The following is a 17,738-nucleotide window of genomic DNA, read 5'->3' on the forward strand; positions in this document are numbered from 1 at the left end:
ATCGGAGCTTCCTGACCCATGCCCGCACCCCGCCTTCTTGCCCTGCTCAGCTTCGCCCTGCTGGCCGCCTGCGCCAGCCAACCCAAGCAAAACGTCACCGTAGAAAACCAGAGCCAGTGCCCCCTGCAATTGCACAACGGGCAAACCCTGACCCTGACCCTGCCCAGCAATCCCACCACTGGCTATCGCTGGGCGATCCAGGATTCGGCCGGCGGCATCCTGCGCAAGGTCAGCCCCGAGGTCTACAGCAATCCCGAGAACACCGGCCTGGTGGGCAGCGGTGGTCAATCCACCTGGCGTTTCCAGGCTTTCGCCAGCGGCCAGGGCCGGCTGCTACTGACCTATCAGCAACCCTGGGCACCGGAAGAAGCACCGGTGAAAGCCTTCGACTGCTCGATCACGGTCAACTGAGATGGGCTGGCTGATTCTTGCGCTAATGGGCGCCGCCACCTTCATCTACGGGGTGAGCGTGCATGCCACGCTGCTCTGCCTGCTGGTCAAGCCGCTGCCGGTGCTGGCACTGCTGGGCTGGTTGCACGATGCGCCGCCGGGGGACTATCGCCGCTGGATCATCATCGGCCTGTTGTTCTCGGTGCTGGGGGACGTGCTGCTGGCATGGCCCTCGGACCTGTTCGTGTTCGGCCTCGGGGCGTTTCTGGTGGCGCACCTGGCCTACCTCAAGGCTTATCTCAGTGACTGCCGGCGCCCGGCGCTGCTGCCCTTGCTGGTGGCACTGGCCATTGGCGCGGTGCTGTTGAGCATCCTGATTTCCCACGGCCTGGGCCCGTTGCTGATCCCGGTAATCGTCTACGCCCTGACCATCAGCGCCATGCTCTGGCGGGCCCTGGCACGCCTGGGCTCGACAGTGCCCACGCGCTCGGCGGCCCTGGCCGCAGTGGGCGCCCTGAGCTTCGCCTTCTCCGACAGCCTGATCGGCATCAGCCGCTTCGTGGTGGCCTTCGATGCCGCGCCCTACCTGATCATCATTTTCTACTGGCTGGGCCAGTGGGGCATTGCCGCTTCGGCATTCAGCCAGAAGCCGCGCTGACCCACCTTCGCCGACAGGCCGGTCCCTACAATCTGTAGGGGCCGGCTTGCCGGCGAACAGCACCACACCTTGTGTCGCCCTCGCCCCCCTGAAGGCCCTTCGGGCCTTATCGCAAGCGGCGCCAGCGGCTACAATGCCGCCCTCTTTTTATCTCCATCGCCGGAACCGCCGTGAGCAAAGAACCCGACCGCCTATTCGCCCAGCCCCTGGCCCAGGTGCCCGACTTCGCCTTTAACGAGGATGTGGTGCGGGTGTTCCCGGACATGATCAAGCGCTCGGTGCCGGGTTACCCGACCATTGTCGAGAACCTCGGGGTACTGGCAGCGCAGTTCGCCCAGCCCAACAGCGTGCTCTACGACCTGGGCTCATCCCTGGGCGCGGTGACCCAGGCCTTGCGCCGCCATGTGCGCACCGACGGTTGCCGGGTCATCGCCGTGGACAATTCGGCGGCCATGGTCGAGCGCTGTCGGGAATACCTCAACGGCCAGGACTCGATGTTCCAGGAGCTGCTGCCGGTGCAGGTGATCGAAGGCGATATCCTGGCCCTGGAGTTCCAGCCGGCCTCGGTGGTGGCCTTGAACTTCACCCTGCAGTTCATCGCCCCCGAGCAGCGCCTGGCCCTGCTCGGGCGCATCCGCCAGTCGCTGCTGCCCGGCGGCGCGCTGATCCTCTCGGAGAAGCTGCGCTTCAACGACACCGAGGAACACGCCCTGCTCACCGACCTGCACATCGCCTTCAAACGCGCCAACGGCTACAGCGAACTGGAAATTGCCCAGAAGCGCAGCGCCATCGAAAACGTCATGAAGCCCGACAGTCTCGAAGAACACCGCGAACGCCTGCTGGCCGCTGGGTTCTCGAAAGTCGTGCCGTGGTTCCAGTGTCTTAATTTTGCCTCGTTGATTGCCCTGCCATGATTGATCTGTCCCCCCTCGCTCGCCGTCTGGCGGGCACGCCCCTGGCCGAATGGGCCAACGGCCTGCAAGCCCAGCTCGATACCAAGATGGAAAAGGGCCATGGCGACCTGGAGCGCTGGCAGAGCGCCCTGGATGCGCTTCCGAAGATCCAGCCCAGCGAAGTCGACCTGATCAATGGCCTGCGCCTGGACACCGATTGCGATGACGCCACCCGAGCGCAGATGTGTACTGCGCTGATGGGCCTGTCGCCATGGCGCAAGGGGCCGTTCGATCTGTTCGGCGTGCACGTGGACACCGAATGGCGCTCGGACTGGAAATGGTCCCGGGTCGCCCCGCACCTGAACCTTGAAGGCAAGCGCATCCTCGATGTCGGCTGCGGCAATGGCTACTACATGTGGCGCATGCTCGGCGCCGGTGCCCACAGCGTGATCGGTGTCGACCCCAACTGGCTGTTCTTCTGCCAGTTCCAGGCGGTGCAGCGCTACTTGTCGGAGCCTTCGGTGTGGCACCTGCCGTTCCCCTTCGAAGATCTGCCGGCCAACCTGGAAGGCTTCGACACGGTGTTTTCCATGGGGGTGTTCTACCACCGCCGCTCGCCCATCGAGCACCTGCTGGCGTTGAAGGACTGCCTGGTCAAGGGCGGCGAACTGGTGCTGGAAACCCTGGTGGTGGAAGGCGATCAGCATCAGGTACTGGTGCCGGAAGACCGCTACGCGCAGATGCGCAACGTGTGGTTCCTGCCGTCGGTGCCGGCTCTGGAACTGTGGTTGCGCCGCGCCGGGTTCAGCGACGTGCGGTGCGTGGATGTCAGCGTGACCAGCGTCGAGGAGCAGCGCGGTACCGAGTGGATGAAGTACCAGTCCCTCAGCGACTTCCTCGATCCCAACGACCACAGCAAGACCATCGAAGGCCTGCCGGCGCCGATGCGCGCGGTGATTGTCGCCAAAAAATAACGCCGCCCTCACCCTGTAGGAGCTGGCCGGGCGGCGTTCCGCTTGCCAGCGAAGGCGCCCGCCAAAGCGGTGCAAGGCTCAAGGGCCTCTTCGCCGGCAAGCCGGCTCCTACGGTTTGGTGTAGGCCGCGAACCGGTTTGCGCTCAGCGCGCTCGACGCGCCTTGAAGAACTCGCTCAACACCGTACCGCACTCTTCGGCCAATACCCCGCCCTCGTACAGCACTCGATGATTGAGGAAACCCTGGGTGAAGAACTGGCCCTGGCTCTGCACGATGCCGGCCTTGGGTTCCAGGGCGCCGTACACCACTCGGGCAATGCGCGAATGGACGATCAGCCCGGCGCACATGCTGCAAGGCTCCAGGGTCACGTACAGGGTGCTGCCAGGCAGCCGGTAATTGCTCAGCGCCTGGGCCGCCGCGCGGATCGCCACCATCTCGGCGTGGGCGCTAGGGTCACTGCCGCTGATGGGGCAGTTGTAGCCGCGGCCGATGATCTGCCCATCCAGTACCAACACCGCGCCCACCGGCACTTCCCCCAGGGCGGCGCCTTGGGCGGCCAGGGCCAGGGCTTCGCGCATGAAGTCCTGGTCGCGACTGCGGTCGATGATCGGCGCCGGGCGTATCTGACGCATCACACCACCTCGATGGCGGCCATCAGGCCGGTTTCCATGTGGTCGATCACGTGGCAGTGGAACATCCAGACCCCGGGGTTATCCGCCACCAGCGCCACGCGGGCACGTTCGTTCTTGCCCAGCAGGTAGGTGTCGGTGAAATACGGAGTGATCTTCTTGCGGTTCGAGGCGATGACTTTGAAGCTCATGCCGTGCAAGTGGATCGGGTGTTGGTACTGGGTCATGTTCTTCAATTCGAAAATGTAGCTCTTGCCCTTTTTCAGCGTGGCAATCGGGCGGTCGGCGCAGGTCTTGTCGGTGATGTCCCAGGCCTTGCCGTTGATCTGCCACAGGCTGGGCGGCTTGCCATTGTCCAGGTTCACCGAAACCGAGCCAACCCACTCGAAATTGAAGTTGAGCTTCTCGGCGTTGTCGAGATCCGGCTCGGCCACCGGGTTGGCCGGCAGGGCCGGTGGCCAGGTAGTAGGTGCATCAGTGTTGGCCACCGAGCGCAACGTGCCCAGGCGCACCGGCCCGTTACGCAAGGACAGTTCCTCCCCCGCTGCCGGCGCCTTGATCGCCAGGCAGATGCGCATGCCCGGGCCCAACCAGTATTCCTTGCCCAAGGGCCGCGGCTCGATGGGGTTACCGTCCAGCGCATAGATCTGTGCTTCGACATCCGGAATGTTGATGCGGTAGGTCAGGGTGTTGTCCAGGTTGAGCAGGCGCACCCGGGTGATCTGCCCGGCCGGCAGGTCGATCACCGCCTGGGACACGCCGTTGATGGTGGACAGGCGCCCGGCGGTACCGCCTCGCGCCGCCTCCCGAGGAATGCTGAAGGGCAAGAATGCGCCCTCTTCATCCACGTGCCAGCTTTTCAGGCTCAGGGTGCGCTCGTACTGGAAGCCGGTGGGTTCGCGTTCTTCGATGATCAGCGGGCCCACCAGGCCACGGCCCAGTTCTTCACTGCTGTTCACATGGGGGTGATACCAGTAGCTGCCGGCATCCGGTACGCGGAACTTGTAGTCGAAGTATTCGCCGGGCAGCACCGGCAGTTGCGAGACGTAAGGCACGCCGTCCATTTCCAGGGGCAGGCGGATGCCGTGCCAGTGGATGGTGGTGGCCACGGGCAGGTGGTTGATAAAACGTACCCGCAGCCACTCGCCTTGACGTACCCGCAGCTCGGTACCCGGTGCCGATGGTCCGAAGGCCCAGGCCTCGGTCTTGTGCCCCGGCACCAGCTCCACATCCAGGGGCGCGGCAATCAGCTCGTAGTCGTGGCCCGCTTCAGCGTCAGCCATTTTCCCCAGCCAGTAACGCGAGGCGCCACCCGCTCCCACGCCCACCACTACCAGACCGGCCAGACCACCGAGTATTTGTCGACGGGTAAAGGACATGGACTCAACTACCTCACGTATCTGCGGCGGACCCAGGCCCGCAAAAGGCGAATACGATACACCCGCAGTTGAGAAACAGTAAGGCCGGCGTGGCGACCGGACGCAGGCAGGACGGGGAAACGTGGGGTATTTTCGAGCATCTGCTCGCTGGCAAGCCCGCCGCTCTCGTAGGAGCCGGCTTGCCGGCGAACAAGCCCCTCAGCCCTGCAATCCCAACAGCAGATGCACCACGCCACCGGCCAGGGGCATCACCGCCGGCACCCCAGCCACTCGCAGGGCGCTGCTGTCCAGCAACTGCGGATCATGCAGCTCCAGGCGCAAGCGGGTCAGGGCCAGTGGTTGCTGGCTCTTGATGTTGGCGCTGCCACCCAGTGCCGCCAGCATCGCGTCATTCAGAACACTGCCGTTGGCCTTGGGGGCCTTCGGCTGATCAGGCACCAGATCCGGAGTCAGGGCCTTCCAGAACGCCCGTTGCAATTTCTCGAACATCTTCAGTTCTCCAGAACCAGTGAGTCGGCTGCGACTTGCTGCTGTTGCAGGTATTCGCGTACCTGTACCGCGTCTTCCAGATCGATGATCCGCGCCGCCAGGGCCTGGCACTCGCTCAGGTCCAGCTCCCGTACCCGGGCCTTGATGGCGGGGATCAGCGGCACGCTCACCGACAGTTCGTCCACTCCCAGGCCCAGCAACAGCGGCACCGCCAGGGTCTCGGAAGCCAGTGCGCCACAGACGCCGACCCACTTGCCGTGGGCATGGGCAGCCTGCACCGTTCGCGCGATCAGGCGCAGCACCGACGGATGGAAGCTGTCGGCCTGACTGGCCAGACGCGGATGATCACGGTCCATGGCCAGGGTGTATTGGGTCAGGTCGTTGGTGCCAATGGAGAAGAAGTCCACCTCCGGAGCGAAGCGGTCCGCCATCAAGGCCGCCGAAGGCACCTCGATCATGATGCCCAACTTGGGCCGCTCCGCCAGACCCAGGGCCCGAACCTCGTCATCCAGTAGCTGCCGCGCCTGACGCAGCTCCGCCAGTTGGCTGACCATCGGCAACATGATGTGCAGGCGAGCCTGCCCGGCGCTGGCGAGAATCGCCCGGAACTGCTCGCGCAGCAGTTCGGGACGCTCCAGGCACAGGCGGATACCCCGCAGGCCGAGAAAGGGGTTGACCTCGCTGTCCATGGGCACATAAGCCAGAGGCTTGTCGCCACCCACGTCCAGGGTCCGCACCACCAGATTGCGCGTCGGCCCCAAGGCCTGGGCAATGGCTCGATAGGTTTCGGCCTGCTCCTCGGGGCTGGGGGCGTGGCTGCGGTCCTGGTAGAGGAACTCCGAACGCAACAGGCCGACGCCTTCGCCTCCCAGGCTCATTGCCTGCTCGGCCTCCGCCAGAGACGCGATATTGGCCGTTACCTCCAGATGATGACCATCGCGGGTCACCGCCGGTTGCGCCGCCTGGGCCAGATGCTGACGCTGGCGCAGGCGTTGCTGCTGACGCAGGGACTCCAGTTGCTGCAGGCGTTGCGGGTCCGGGTCCGTATGCAGTTCGCCGCGATCGGCATCCAGCAGAACCCGGGAGCCGTTGGCCAGGGACAGGACTCGGGAAGACACGCCACAGATCGCCGGCAGGCCCAGGGCCCTGGCGAGGATCGCCACATGGCTGGTGGCGCCACCGCCCACCGTGACAAATCCCAGCACCTTGCTGGTGTCCAGGCTGGCGGTCTGCGAGGGCGTCAGTTGCTCGGCAATCAGAATGGCCTGGTCCGGCAAGCTCAGGGCATGCTCCTGCACCCCGAGAATCAGCTTGAGCACCCGTTGGCCGACGTCCGCCAGATCCACCGCGCGCTCAGCCAGCAGCGTACTGCCCAGGCCCTTGAACAGCTCGGCGGTGACCTCGATGGCGCTGTTCCAGGCAAAGGCAGCACTCTTGCCGCTGACGATCAGGGCTTCGGCCTGCTCCAACAGGCTCGGGTCGTCGAGGAGTTCCTGGTGGGCACGGAAGATTTCCTGCTGCGCTTCACCCGGGGCATTGTCCCGCAGCTGTTGCAGGCCCCGGACCGCCTCCCGCAAGGCCCGCTCAAGGACTTCGCGCTCCTGCTGCGGGTTCGCCGCCAACTCCCTTATCTGCAGGCGCTGCTCAGCCACCTGCAGCACCTGACCGACCGCCGAACCCGGTGACGCACAGACACCCCGCAGAACCGTCTCCAGCGACTCATCCCGCGCCGCTACCGGCGCAGGACTCGGCGCCACAGCACTGACCTTTTCGCCACAACCCGAAGCCAACAGCTCCACCAGAACCTGGATCGCCCGCTCGGCATCCGCACCCGCAGCACTGACCTGCAAGACATCGCCCTGCACCGTCTGCAACGCCATGATCGACACCAGGGACTTGGCGTTGGCCGAGTCCTGGCGCCGGTGCAGGCAGATGTTCGCGGCAAAGCCCTTGGCGGCCTGGGCCAGCAACGCCGCCGGACGTGCGTGCAGCCCCTGGGGGTTGCCCAGGATCAGCGGTTTGGAAAACAGCGCCTCAGCTTCAGCGTCCTCGGCCTTGGCGACCTCCTGCGCGGAGGCGGGCTCGATCTGCAACAGCGGCTGTCCCAGCTCCACCAGCAGGCTGCCGGACACCAGCCCCGTCACCGCCTCGCCACTGACCACCAGCATCAGGGTCAACAGGCTGCGCGCGTGCTGGGCCAGATAATCAGCATCGAACTCGATCAGTGGCTGGCCTGCCGAGACCTGCTGCCCCTCCTCCACCAGACAGATGAAGCCCTTGCCCGCCAGGTTTACCGTGTCCAGCCCGATGTGCATCAGCACCTGCTGGCCCTGTTCACCGGTGATGCTCACCGCATGGCCGCTGTGTTGCAGGTTGTTGACGACCCCGGACAGAGGCGCACAGAGGGTCTGGGAAGTCGGGTCGATGCACAGCCCGTCACCGATCACCCGGCTGGAAAACACCGGGTCCGGAACCTGGTCCAGGGGCAGCAGCATCCCGGACAGGGGCGCGAGCAATTGCAAGGGTTGGGTTATGGCCATGACGTCACCTGCTAATGATTCCTTGAAGTGCCGATGGAGCGCGAGCCCCGACAGCATCGCTTATTTCCACCAGTACTCGACCTGCAAACCGACGTTCGCACCGTGACGGGCGGTGCCGAACACACCGCTGTCGGACAGCGCGGAACCGGCCGCCAGTTCGTTGGCCGCGCGCTTGGCGGCCTCGTTCCAGCTGGCATAGGTGTAGTACAGGCGCACTTCCGGCCGGGCCCAGAAGTCTGGCCCCTTGGGTGACCAGGTAGGCGCGAAGGTGAACTTGCTGAGTTTGCGGGTGCCTCCCGGCGCCTCCACCTGATCGTGGCCAAACTCGGTCACCAGCTTGAACTGCTCGGTGATGGCATAGGCCGGGCGCACGCCCAGGGAGATCCAGTTCTGGTCCTGGCCGTCGGGGCGAATGTCCTTCTGATAGACCGCCTCTACCTGGCCACCGAAGCGCGGGGTGACCTGCCAGTCGAAGAACTCCACCAGGCGATAGCTCTTGTTGCCGTCATCCAGGTAGGGATTGCCGGTGTAGCCCAGGCCGGTACCGGGACCCTCACCGTATTGCAGGGCCAGTTTGTTCTTGCCGCCGAAAAAGTCCTTCTGCACATGCTGGGTGGTAATCGCCCAGCCATTGTGGGCACCACGGCGATCGGGCTTTTCCAGGTAGCTCAGGCCCAGCTCCAGCTCGCCGCCGGGATTGGTCTGGAAACCGGCAACGTTGAAGTCGTGACGGCTCACGGCCTGCTTCTGATAGAGGTTGTCCTTGCGGGAAAAGGCGTAGCTGTATTTCAGATCGCCGATGCGCACGTCCTCGACCCCGCCGCCGGTGGCGCTCTGGTTCCAGTAGTAGAAGTCGGAAATATGGATGTCGTTACGCTTGTAGTAACGGCGCCCGGCCCACAACGAGCCGCCATTGAGGCTGGGCAGGTTCGACCACTGGGCGTACATCTGCGGCATGCGCGCCGAGCCGTTCTCGCCCTGGAAGGTCAGGTTGCGGTCGTAACGGTTGTAGAGCGAAGCCATGCCGTCGACGCTGAGCACCGAGCCGTCTTCCAGGGTGTACAGGTCCTGGCGCAGCTCAAGCTCGGCGTACTGTTCACACTCGTTGCCCAGACGGTACTTGGACTGCGCGCCGGGCAACTGGAAGCAAGACTGCGAGCCACTGTTCACCGAGGTGCCAAGACCGCTGCGCAGGTACCCGGCAAACTCCAGGGCCTGGGCCGGTAACGGCAATGCCAGGCACAGGCAAGACGCCGCCAGACCGCGATTTATTGTTGTTTTCATAAGCCACCCCATTATTTTTATTGTGATGTTTGGATTCGTCGGAGCCGGTTTGGCGGCGAATGCCTGGGCCAGAAAGATCGCCTGGCCCGGTTCGCCGGCAAGCCGGCTCCTACAGGGTCAGGTGCAGGACGAAGGACTCGTAAGGCCGCAGGCGCAAGTGCTGGCTGCGCGGCTCGTGGTCCGGGTAGTTGCTGATCAGCAGACGCTGTTGCATGCCGGCGCTGATCACCGCTTCCGGCAACTCGACCTCACACGGCGAGCCGTAGAAGTTGTTCACCACCAGCAGGCGTTCGCCGTCGCCTTCACGCACATAGGCCCAGATCTGCCCATGCTCGGGCAACAACTGGCGATAAAGGCCGTGCTGGATCAGCGCCTCGTGACGACGCAAGGCAATCAGCCGGCGATAGTGATGCAGCACCGAATCTTCGTCGTCGAGTTGTGCCTCGACATTGATCTGGCTGGCATTGGCCGGTATCCCGATCCAGGGCTCGGCGCTGCTGAAACCGGCATTGACCCCGGCATTCCACTGCATCGGCGTGCGCCCGTTGTCCCGGGACTTCTGCTGGATCGCCGCCATGATGGCCTGCGGCTCTTCACCGGCCTCGCGCTTGAGGCGGTGGATATTCAGGGTCTCGACATCGCGATACTGCTCGATCCGCTCGAAGTGCGGATTGGTCATGCCCAGTTCTTCGCCCTGGTAGATGAAAGGCGTGCCCTGAAGCAGGTGCAGCGCAGTGGCCAGCATCTTCGCCGACACTACCCGATGCTCGCCGTCGTCGCCAAAACGCGAGACCACCCGCGGCTGGTCGTGGTTACACCAGAACAGCGCATTCCAGCCGCCACCGGCCTGCATGCCGGTTTGCCAGTCGGAGAGGATGCGCTTGAGTTCGAGGAAGTCGAAATCGGCCCGCAGCCATTTCTGCTGGTTGGGGTAGTCCACCTTCAGGTGATGGAAGTTGAAGGTCATCGATAGCTCCTTCGACTCCGGATGCGAGTAACGGATGCAGTGCTCCAGGCGAGTGGAGGACATCTCGCCGACATTCACCAGATCGTGCCCGGCGAACACTTCCCGATGCATTTCCTGCAGGTACTGGTGCACGTTGGGGCCGTCGGTATAGAAGCGGCGGCCGTCGCTCTGATCCTCGGGGAAATCCGCCGGCTTGGAGATCAGGTTGATCACATCGAGGCGGAAGCCGCCGACGCCCTTGTCGCGCCAGAAGCGCATCATCTTGAAGACTTCAGCACGCACCTGGGGATTGTCCCAGTTGAGGTCGGCCTGGGTGTGATCGAACAGGTGCAGGTAGTACTGCCCGGTCTGGGCCTCGTATTCCCAGGCGGAGCCGCCGAACTTGGATTCCCAGTTGTTGGGCTCATCGCGCCAGATGTAGAAATCCCGGTAGGGGTTGTCCAGGCTGCTGCGGGCCTGCTGGAACCAGGCGTGCTCGATGGAGGTGTGGTTGACCACGATATCCAGCATCAGCTTGATCCCGCGCTTGCCGGCTTCGGCGATCAGCAGCTCGCAGTCGGCCATGCTGCCGTAGCTGGGATCGATGGCGTAGTAGTCGCTGATGTCATAGCCGTTGTCCCGTTGCGGCGAGCGCAGGAACGGGGTCAGCCACAGGCAGTCGACCCCCAGCCAGTGCAGGTAGTCGAGCTTGTCCACCACCCCCAGCAGGTCACCGGTGGCCTGGCCTTGGTGGCTGTGAAAACTTTTCGGGTAGATCTGGTAGATCACCGAACGCTGCCAGTCTTGCATGGGGGAATCCTTTGGAAAGTGCGAGGGCGTTCGCCGGCGAGCCGGCGCCTACAAGGCCGGTCAGGCCACTCGGTAGCCGGGGCGGATGATCTTCAGGCTCAGGCCGCAGGTCAGGACAAAGGGCACCACCAGGGCGATGACCATGCCAATGACGAACGTCGGGATGTACTGGGGAATGATCGAAATGAACCCCGGCAGCCCACCGACGCCGATGGCCGAGGCCTGGACCTTGTTCAGCGAGAGGAAGATGCTGCCCAGGGCCGAGCCGATCAGCGCGGCGTAGAAGGGAAACTTGTAGCGCAGGTTGACGCCGAACATCGCCGGCTCGGTGATGCCGAAGTAGGCGGAAATCGCCGAGGTCGAGGCCATGCTGCGATCACGAGCATTGCGGCTCATGGTGAATACCGCCAGGGCCGCGCTGCCCTGGGCCAGGTTGGACATGACGATCATCGGCCAGATGAAGGTGCCGCCCTGGGTGGCGATCAGTTGCAGGTCGACGGCCAGGAACATGTGGTGCATGCCGGTGATCACCAGCGGTGCGTAGAGCAGGCCGAAAATGGCGCCCCCGAGCACGGGAGCCAGGTCGAACAGGGTGACCACGCCTTCGGTGATGAGGATCCCCAGGTGCCGGGTCACGGGCCCGATGATCGCCAGGGCCAGTACGCCGGTGACCACGATGGTGGTGATGGGCACCACCAGCAGGGTGATGGCGTTGGGCACCCGGGCCCGCAGCCACTTTTCGATCACGCTCATCACATAGGCCGCCAGCAGGATCGGCAGTATCTGCCCCTGGTAGCCGACCTTCTCGATCTGGAACAGACCGAAGATATCGAAGTACGGCAGGCTCTGGCCGTCCAGCCCGGCCACAGCCTTGCCATAGTTCCAGGCATTGAGCAGGTCGGGGTGCACCAGCATCAGCCCCAGGACAATGCCGAGGATCTCGCTGCCACCAAAGCGCTTGGCCGCCGACCAGCCCACCAGGGCCGGCAGGAATACGAAAGAGGTGTTGGCCATCAGGTTGATCAGGCTCCAGAGCCCATCCAGCCCCGGGTAAGCCTCAAGCAGGGTCTTGCCCTCGATGAACATGCCCTTGGCGCCCAGCAGGTTGTTCACCCCCATCAGCAGGCCCGCGATGATCAGGGCCGGCAGGATGGGCATGAACACATCGGAGAACACCCGCACCAGACGCTGCATGGCGTTGGTCTTTTCCGCGCCCTTCTGCTTCACGTCGGCAATGGTGGAAACCGCAAGGCCCGTCTGTTCTCGCAGGGCCGCGTAGACCTTCTCTACCTCGCCAGGGCCGATCACCACCTGGAACAGGCCACCGGTGAAGAACGAACCCTTGACCAGATCGATCTGGTTGAGTGTGGCGCTGTCGACGAGGCTCGGGTCCTTGAGGGCCAGGCGCAGGCGGGTCACGCAATGGGCCGCCTGTTCGAGGTTGTCGGCGCCACCGAGGCTGTGCAGCAACTCGCTGGCGATTATTGAATAGTCGTGGCTCATGCTTGTTCTTCCACCTGAGATTTTTGTTATTGGCAGCACGCCGAGGGGCAAATTACTCGTCTGTACGAGTTAAATCAATAACTCGTACAGACGAGTTTGAAATTTTCTTCCGGCGTGACCCTGCGCCATGCTTTTTCCACCCGGGAAAGCATCACCAGGGCGCATGGACAAATGCCCCGTCCAGCCCTTAAGGTGCCTGCCTTGAGCACAGTCCGGCACAGAGCCATCCCATGAGCAAATACAACCAGATCTACAGCGATCTGCTTGCCAGCATCACCACCGAACGTCTGGAGCGTGGCGCCCGCCTGCCTTCGGAAAGCGAACTGATGGACAGCTACCAGGCCAGCCGCGGCACCGTGCGCAAGGCCATCGAACTGCTGCAGGAGCGCGGTTTCGCGCAGAAGATCCACGGCAAGGGCACCTTCGTGCTCTCGCCCAATCCCATCGAGTTCCAGCTGGGCGGCATCGTCAGTTTCCAGGAAACCTATCCAGGGCTGGGGGATGACGTCAGCACCGAGGTGGTGGAGTTCAGCCAGTTTCCCCTGCAAGGCGCCCTGCGCAACCATCTGCAGGCACAAGAAGGCAGCCTGATCACGCGGATCAAACGAGTGCGACGGATCGACGGCAAGCGGGTGATTCTCGACATCAACCATTTTGTCGCCGAGCTGATTCCGGGACTGGACCGAGAGATCGCCGAGCATTCGATCTACGCCTACATCGAACAGACCCTGCAACTGAACATCAGCTACGCCCAGCGCACCATCGAGGCCAGCCCAAGGAGCAAGGACGACCAGCAGCTGCTCGACCTGGACGGCCAGAGCCATGTGATCGTGGTGAGCAACCAGACCTTTCTCCAGGACGGGCGGCAGTTCGAATACACCGAATCACGGCACACTCTGGACAAGTTCTACTTCTCCGACGTGGCCCGGCGCTAATCCCCACCCTGCCCCGTCAGCCCAACAGGGCCACCAGTTCACCGCTGAGGGGGCCGATGCGCTTCGACTCCTTGGCGGTGTTCACCTGCTGCGCCACTCGCGCCACTTCGATCACCGGGTGCTTGAGGGGATAGCCGCCCTTGCTGTCCAGCCAGCTCAAGACTTCCGCCAGATGCCACAGCGAAGTGCTGCCTTCATGGATCGCCAGGGGAAAACTGTCGGCGTGACCGAGCATCAGTTTGCGCATGTTCTGCCGGGACACGCCGACGATCTCGGCGATCTCGCTGAGGCCGACAAAATCCGGGCTGGCCTCTACCAGCCGAGCCTCGGGAATGATCCGCTTGATATCCCCCAGGGCACTGAACAGCGCCGCTTCGGCACTCTCGGCCTCGCGACTGAACTCCAGGGCCAGGCGCCCGGCCAGGCCGGTTCCCACCAGGACGTCAGTGCAACCCGCCGCACCGAGGCGCTCCACCAGTTGCAGCGGATCACAGCCCTCGAGCGGCAGCAGGTAGTTGAGGGTGAACAGGTATTCCATGGTCCTTACTCCTTGCGGGCTGCCGGGGCCCTGGCCCCACGCAGCTGGTTCAGGGTGCAGTTGTCGATCACCCGGCATAGCGCCCGAGCGTGCTGGCTTGGGTTCTTCGGCGTGCGCCACACGCTGGTAATGCAGAACTCGCCACAGCGACACACCTCGTTGTTGTACGGGCAGTAGATCCGGCCCCAGGCATGGCCGCCGCCGACCTCAATGCGCCAGCCCTGCCATTCGGCGTAGCGCAGGGCCATTTCAATATCCTTCTTGGGATGAGTTGCACGAGCCATCCGTAGCCTCCAGTATCGCCAGCCATGCACGGTTGTCAACTGACAACCTTAAGCAATCCGATCAAACCCGCACCACGAACAAGCCGCAGTAAAAACAGCGGGGGAAGACCCAAGGGTAGAGAGAAGCCCGGGACAGAGCGCCGAACATGTCTTACGTGATATTGCCGGAAGGCGAAAAAGCGCCGCTTCTAAAGGTTCTGCAACACAAATGTCGATGTGTAACGGATTCAATCCCCCAGAAACGACAATGGCGATCGACACCCCAAGGTCCCGATCGCCATTGTTTACCGCGAATGGATCAAGCGCCGATCACTCGGCCCCGATCACTCCCACTCAATCGTGGCCGGCGGCTTGCTCGACACGTCGTAAGTGACGCGGGAGATGCCTTCGATTTCGTTGATGATCCGGCCGCTGACGGTTTCCAGCAGCTCGTAAGGCAGGTGCGCCCAACGTGCGGTCATGAAGTCGATGGTTTCCACGGCGCGCAGGGCCACGACCCAGGCGTAACGGCGGCCATCGCCGACCACGCCGACGGATTTCACTGGCTGGAACACTACGAATGCCTGGCTGACCTTGTGGTACCAGTCGGCCTTGCGCAGTTCTTCGATGAAGATGTGGTCGGCACGACGCAGCAGGTCGGCGTATTCCTTCTTCACTTCACCAAGGATGCGCACGCCCAGGCCCGGGCCCGGGAACGGGTGACGGTAGACCATGTCGTACGGCAGGCCCAGCTCCAGGCCCAGACGGCGGACTTCGTCCTTGAACAGCTCGCGCAGTGGCTCAACCAGCTTGAGGTTCATTTCTTCCGGCAGGCCGCCCACGTTGTGGTGCGACTTGATCACGTGGGCCTTGCCGCTTTTCGCGCCAGCCGACTCGATCACGTCCGGGTAGATGGTGCCCTGGGCCAGGTACTTGATGTTTTCCAGCTTGCAGGATTCGGCATCGAACACGTCGATGAAGGTGCGACCGATGATCTTGCGCTTCTTCTCCGGGTCAGCTTCACCGGCCAGGTTGCCCAGGAACTGCTCCTCGGCGTTGGCGCGGATCACCTTGACGCCCATGTTCTCGGCGAACATGGCCATCACTTGCTCACCTTCGTGCAGGCGCAGCAGGCCGTTGTCGACGAAGACACAGGTCAACTGGTCGCCGATGGCCTTGTGCAGCAGGGCTGCTACCACCGAGGAGTCGACGCCGCCGGACAGGCCCAACAGGACGTTGTCGGTGCCGACTTGGGCACGGATCTGAGCAATCGCGTCTTCGGCGATCTTCGACGGCGTCCACAGTGCTTCACAGCCGCAGATGTCGAGGATGAAGCGCGACAGGATGCGGCCGCCCTGCTTGGTGTGGGTCACTTCCGGGTGGAACTGCACGCCGTAGTAGCGCAGGTCGTCGTTGAACATGCCGGCAATCGGGCAGCTCGGGGTGCTGGCCAGGATGTGGAAGTCTTCCGGCATCTTGGTGACTTTGTCACCGTGGCTCATCCATACGTCGAGGCCGAACAGGCCATCGGCGTCGACGTGGTCTTCGATGCCGTCCAGCAGGCGGCTCTTGCCGACCACATCAACGCGGGCATAACCGAATTCACGCAGTTCGGAACCTTCGACCTTGCCGCCCAGTTGCTCGGCCATGGTCTGCATGCCGTAGCAGATGCCGAAGACCGGAACGCCCAGGTCGAATACCGCTTGCGGGCAGCGAGGGCTGTTGGCTTCGTGCACGGACTCGGGACCGCCGGCGAGGATGACACCTTTGGGAGCGAATTCGCGGATCGCTTCGTCGTCCATGTCGAACGGATGCAGTTCACAGTAGACACCGATCTCGCGCACGCGGCGGGCGATCAATTGGGTGTACTGGGAACCGAAGTCGAGGATCAGGATACGGTGAGCGTGAATGTCGAGGGCCATGGTCAGTCTCGTCTAATTTCAGAAACGACACGGGGCTGAAAAACACAGCCCCGGTTACTAAATTCGTCAATCGCCTCCGGGCCTGAGCCTGGAGGCGATCACTATCAACCTACGCGATAGTTTGGCGCTTCCTTGGTGATCTGCACGTCGTGGACGTGGGATTCAGCCATGCCGGCGCCGGTGATGCGGACAAACTCCGGCTTGGTGCGCATTTCTTCGATGTTGGCGCTACCGGTGTAGCCCATGGAAGAACGCAGGCCACCCATCAGTTGATGGATGATCGCGGTCAGGGTGCCCTTGTACGGCACGCGACCTTCGATACCTTCCGGCACCAGCTTCTCGGCACCCGCGGAGGAGTCCTGGAAGTAGCGATCGGAAGAGCCCTGGGCCTGGGACATGGCGCCCAGGGAACCCATGCCACGGTAAGCCTTGTAGGAACGACCCTGGAACAGTTCGATCTCGCCCGGCGCCTCTTCGGTACCGGCGAACATCGAACCCATCATCACGCAGGAGGCACCGGCCACGATGGCCTTGGACAGGTCACCGGAGAAACGGATACCGCCGTCGGCGATCAAAGGAACGCCCGTGCCGACCAGTGCTGCTGCAACATTGGCGATCGCGCTGATTTGCGGCACGCCAACACCGGCAACGATACGGGTGGTGCAAATCGAGCCAGGGCCAATACCGACCTTGACGGCGTCAGCGCCAGCTTCGGCCAGAGCCTTGGCTGCAGCGCCGGTAGCGATGTTGCCACCGATCACCTGGACTTCAGGGAAGTTCTCTTTGACCCAGCGAACGCGGTCGATCACACCTTTGGAATGACCGTGGGCGGTGTCTACCACCACCACATCGACACCGGCGTTGACCAGCGCAGCAACGCGATCGCCCGTGTCTTTACCCGTGCCGACTGCAGCGCCTACACGCAGACGACCTTGATCGTCCTTGCTGGCCAGTGGGTAAGCCTTGGCTTTCTCGATGTCGTTGACGGTCATCATGCCCTTGAGGGCGAAGGCGTCGTCAACGATCAGTACGCGTTCGATGCGGTGCTTGTGCAGCAGTTCACGGACGGCGGTCTTGTCGGCGCCTTCCTTGACCGTGACCAGACGCTCTTTAGGCGTCATCACTTCGCGGACGCTGACTTCCAGACGGCTTTCGAAACGCACGTCGCGGGAAGTCACGATGCCCACCAGATCGCCGTTGTGCAGCACGGGCACACCGGAGATGTTGTGCATGCTGGTCAGTTCGAGCAGATCACGTACGGTGGCGTCGGCTTCGATGGTGATGGGGTCTTTGACCACACCGGCTTCGAAACGCTTGACCTTGCGCACTTCGGCAGCTTGCTGCTCGATGGTCATGTTCTTGTGGATGATGCCGATGCCGCCTTCCTGAGCCATGGCAATTGCCAGACGGGCTTCAGTGACGGTGTCCATGGCGGCGGAAACCAGTGGAATATTCAGCTCGATGCCACGGGTCAAACGGGTCTTTAGACTGACTTCATTAGGCAGTACTTCGGAATAACCGGGCACTAAGAGGATGTCGTCGAAGGTGAGGGCTTCTTGGCTGATACGCAGCATCGCGGGGGCTC

At 63.2% G+C, this 17,738-nt stretch carries 16 protein-coding genes; 5 read left to right on the forward strand and 11 right to left on the reverse strand.

The window, feature by feature from the left end:
- Positions 1-18: 18 nt before the first annotated feature.
- From P7C00_RS25810 to cmoB, 4 genes are all read left to right on the forward strand, one after another.
- Entirely contained in the window at positions 19-411 is a 393-nt protein-coding gene (locus tag P7C00_RS25810) for a protease inhibitor I42 family protein (RefSeq protein WP_346633981.1), read from the forward strand.
- A 1-nt stretch (position 412) separates the two neighbouring features.
- On the forward strand, positions 413-1,048 hold the full coding sequence (locus P7C00_RS25815; RefSeq protein WP_404937578.1) for a lysoplasmalogenase: 636 nt from the start codon (positions 413-415) through the stop codon (positions 1,046-1,048).
- A 170-nt stretch (positions 1,049-1,218) separates the two neighbouring features.
- Complete coding sequence (gene cmoA / locus P7C00_RS25820) at positions 1,219-1,962, forward strand: carboxy-S-adenosyl-L-methionine synthase CmoA (RefSeq protein WP_346633979.1); 744 nt, start codon at positions 1,219-1,221, stop codon at positions 1,960-1,962.
- Positions 1,959-2,915: a tRNA 5-methoxyuridine(34)/uridine 5-oxyacetic acid(34) synthase CmoB gene (gene cmoB / locus P7C00_RS25825; protein WP_404937579.1), complete on the forward strand. Its 957-nt coding sequence runs from the start codon at positions 1,959-1,961 to the stop codon at positions 2,913-2,915. Before cmoA ends, cmoB begins: the two co-directional genes overlap by 4 nt.
- 143 nt (positions 2,916-3,058) lie before the next feature.
- Here the strand turns inward: cmoB and tadA are convergent, their stop codons facing one another.
- The 7 genes from tadA to treP all read right to left on the reverse strand — a co-directional run bounded on the left by tadA (position 3,059) and on the right by treP (position 12,495).
- The gene (gene tadA / locus P7C00_RS25830) at positions 3,059-3,547 is read right to left on the reverse strand and encodes a tRNA adenosine(34) deaminase TadA (protein ID WP_103741932.1); all 489 of its coding nucleotides are present in this window, start codon (positions 3,545-3,547) and stop codon (positions 3,059-3,061) included.
- Positions 3,547-4,923: a multicopper oxidase family protein gene (locus tag P7C00_RS25835; RefSeq protein WP_404937580.1), complete on the reverse strand. Its 1,377-nt coding sequence runs from the start codon at positions 4,921-4,923 to the stop codon at positions 3,547-3,549. Before P7C00_RS25835 ends, tadA begins: the two co-directional genes overlap by 1 nt.
- A gap of 198 nt (positions 4,924-5,121) precedes the next feature.
- Positions 5,122-5,412 (reverse strand): PTS transporter subunit EIIB, encoded by a 291-nt coding sequence (locus P7C00_RS25840; RefSeq protein WP_404937581.1) that lies wholly within the window; start codon positions 5,410-5,412, stop codon positions 5,122-5,124.
- 2 nt (positions 5,413-5,414) lie between these two features.
- Positions 5,415-7,952, reverse strand: a complete 2,538-nt coding sequence (gene ptsP / locus P7C00_RS25845; protein ID WP_404937582.1) for a phosphoenolpyruvate--protein phosphotransferase — start codon at positions 7,950-7,952, stop codon at positions 5,415-5,417.
- Positions 7,953-8,012: 60 nt separating this feature from the next.
- On the reverse strand, positions 8,013-9,236 hold the full coding sequence (locus P7C00_RS25850; protein WP_404937583.1) for a maltoporin: 1,224 nt from the start codon (positions 9,234-9,236) through the stop codon (positions 8,013-8,015).
- Between the two features lie 109 nt (positions 9,237-9,345).
- Positions 9,346-10,992: an alpha,alpha-phosphotrehalase gene (treC, locus tag P7C00_RS25855; protein WP_404937584.1), complete on the reverse strand. Its 1,647-nt coding sequence runs from the start codon at positions 10,990-10,992 to the stop codon at positions 9,346-9,348.
- Positions 10,993-11,052: 60 nt separating this feature from the next.
- The gene (gene treP / locus P7C00_RS25860; RefSeq protein ID WP_123724683.1) at positions 11,053-12,495 is read right to left on the reverse strand and encodes a PTS system trehalose-specific EIIBC component; all 1,443 of its coding nucleotides are present in this window, start codon (positions 12,493-12,495) and stop codon (positions 11,053-11,055) included.
- 230 nt (positions 12,496-12,725) lie between these two features.
- On the opposite strand from treP, the gene treR reads away from it, so the two are divergent.
- Positions 12,726-13,430, forward strand: a complete 705-nt coding sequence (gene treR, locus P7C00_RS25865; protein ID WP_346633972.1) for a trehalose operon repressor — start codon at positions 12,726-12,728, stop codon at positions 13,428-13,430.
- A 16-nt stretch (positions 13,431-13,446) separates the two neighbouring features.
- On the opposite strand, the gene P7C00_RS25870 is transcribed toward treR, so the two are convergent.
- From P7C00_RS25870 to guaB, 4 genes are all read right to left on the reverse strand, one after another.
- Positions 13,447-13,968, reverse strand: a complete 522-nt coding sequence (locus P7C00_RS25870; RefSeq protein WP_404937585.1) for a helix-turn-helix transcriptional regulator — start codon at positions 13,966-13,968, stop codon at positions 13,447-13,449.
- Between the two features lie 5 nt (positions 13,969-13,973).
- On the reverse strand, positions 13,974-14,252 hold the full coding sequence (locus tag P7C00_RS25875) for a hypothetical protein (RefSeq protein ID WP_346633971.1): 279 nt from the start codon (positions 14,250-14,252) through the stop codon (positions 13,974-13,976).
- Positions 14,253-14,575: 323 nt separating this feature from the next.
- A complete protein-coding gene (gene guaA, locus P7C00_RS25880; RefSeq protein ID WP_025129574.1) occupies positions 14,576-16,153 on the reverse strand; it encodes a glutamine-hydrolyzing GMP synthase in 1,578 nt (525 codons plus the stop codon).
- Between the two features lie 104 nt (positions 16,154-16,257).
- Positions 16,258-17,727: an IMP dehydrogenase gene (guaB, locus tag P7C00_RS25885; RefSeq protein WP_025129573.1), complete on the reverse strand. Its 1,470-nt coding sequence runs from the start codon at positions 17,725-17,727 to the stop codon at positions 16,258-16,260.
- Positions 17,728-17,738 lie beyond the last annotated feature (11 nt).

Origin of the sequence: Pseudomonas sp. JDS08PS003, assembly GCF_045013505.1 — a bacterium.
Lineage (GTDB): Bacteria > Pseudomonadota > Gammaproteobacteria > Pseudomonadales > Pseudomonadaceae > Aquipseudomonas > Aquipseudomonas protegens_B.

Coding starts and splice junctions, on each gene's coding strand:
- treR (WP_346633972.1), top strand. CDS start 12,726: ATGAGCAAATACAACCAGATCTACAGCGATCTGCTTGCCAGCATCACC.
- guaB (WP_025129573.1), bottom strand. CDS start 17,727: ATGCTGCGTATCAGCCAAGAAGCCCTCACCTTCGACGACATCCTCTTA.
- guaA (WP_025129574.1), bottom strand. CDS start 16,153: ATGGCCCTCGACATTCACGCTCACCGTATCCTGATCCTCGACTTCGGT.
- treC (WP_404937584.1), bottom strand. CDS start 10,992: ATGCAAGACTGGCAGCGTTCGGTGATCTACCAGATCTACCCGAAAAGT.
- ptsP (WP_404937582.1), bottom strand. CDS start 7,952: ATGGCCATAACCCAACCCTTGCAATTGCTCGCGCCCCTGTCCGGGATG.
- treP (WP_123724683.1), bottom strand. CDS start 12,495: ATGAGCCACGACTATTCAATAATCGCCAGCGAGTTGCTGCACAGCCTC.
- P7C00_RS25815 (WP_404937578.1), top strand. CDS start 413: ATGGGCTGGCTGATTCTTGCGCTAATGGGCGCCGCCACCTTCATCTAC.
- P7C00_RS25875 (WP_346633971.1), bottom strand. CDS start 14,252: ATGGCTCGTGCAACTCATCCCAAGAAGGATATTGAAATGGCCCTGCGC.
- P7C00_RS25835 (WP_404937580.1), bottom strand. CDS start 4,923: ATGTCCTTTACCCGTCGACAAATACTCGGTGGTCTGGCCGGTCTGGTA.
- cmoB (WP_404937579.1), top strand. CDS start 1,959: ATGATTGATCTGTCCCCCCTCGCTCGCCGTCTGGCGGGCACGCCCCTG.
- P7C00_RS25850 (WP_404937583.1), bottom strand. CDS start 9,236: ATGAAAACAACAATAAATCGCGGTCTGGCGGCGTCTTGCCTGTGCCTG.
- tadA (WP_103741932.1), bottom strand. CDS start 3,547: ATGCGTCAGATACGCCCGGCGCCGATCATCGACCGCAGTCGCGACCAG.
- P7C00_RS25810 (WP_346633981.1), top strand. CDS start 19: ATGCCCGCACCCCGCCTTCTTGCCCTGCTCAGCTTCGCCCTGCTGGCC.
- P7C00_RS25840 (WP_404937581.1), bottom strand. CDS start 5,412: ATGTTCGAGAAATTGCAACGGGCGTTCTGGAAGGCCCTGACTCCGGAT.
- P7C00_RS25870 (WP_404937585.1), bottom strand. CDS start 13,968: ATGGAATACCTGTTCACCCTCAACTACCTGCTGCCGCTCGAGGGCTGT.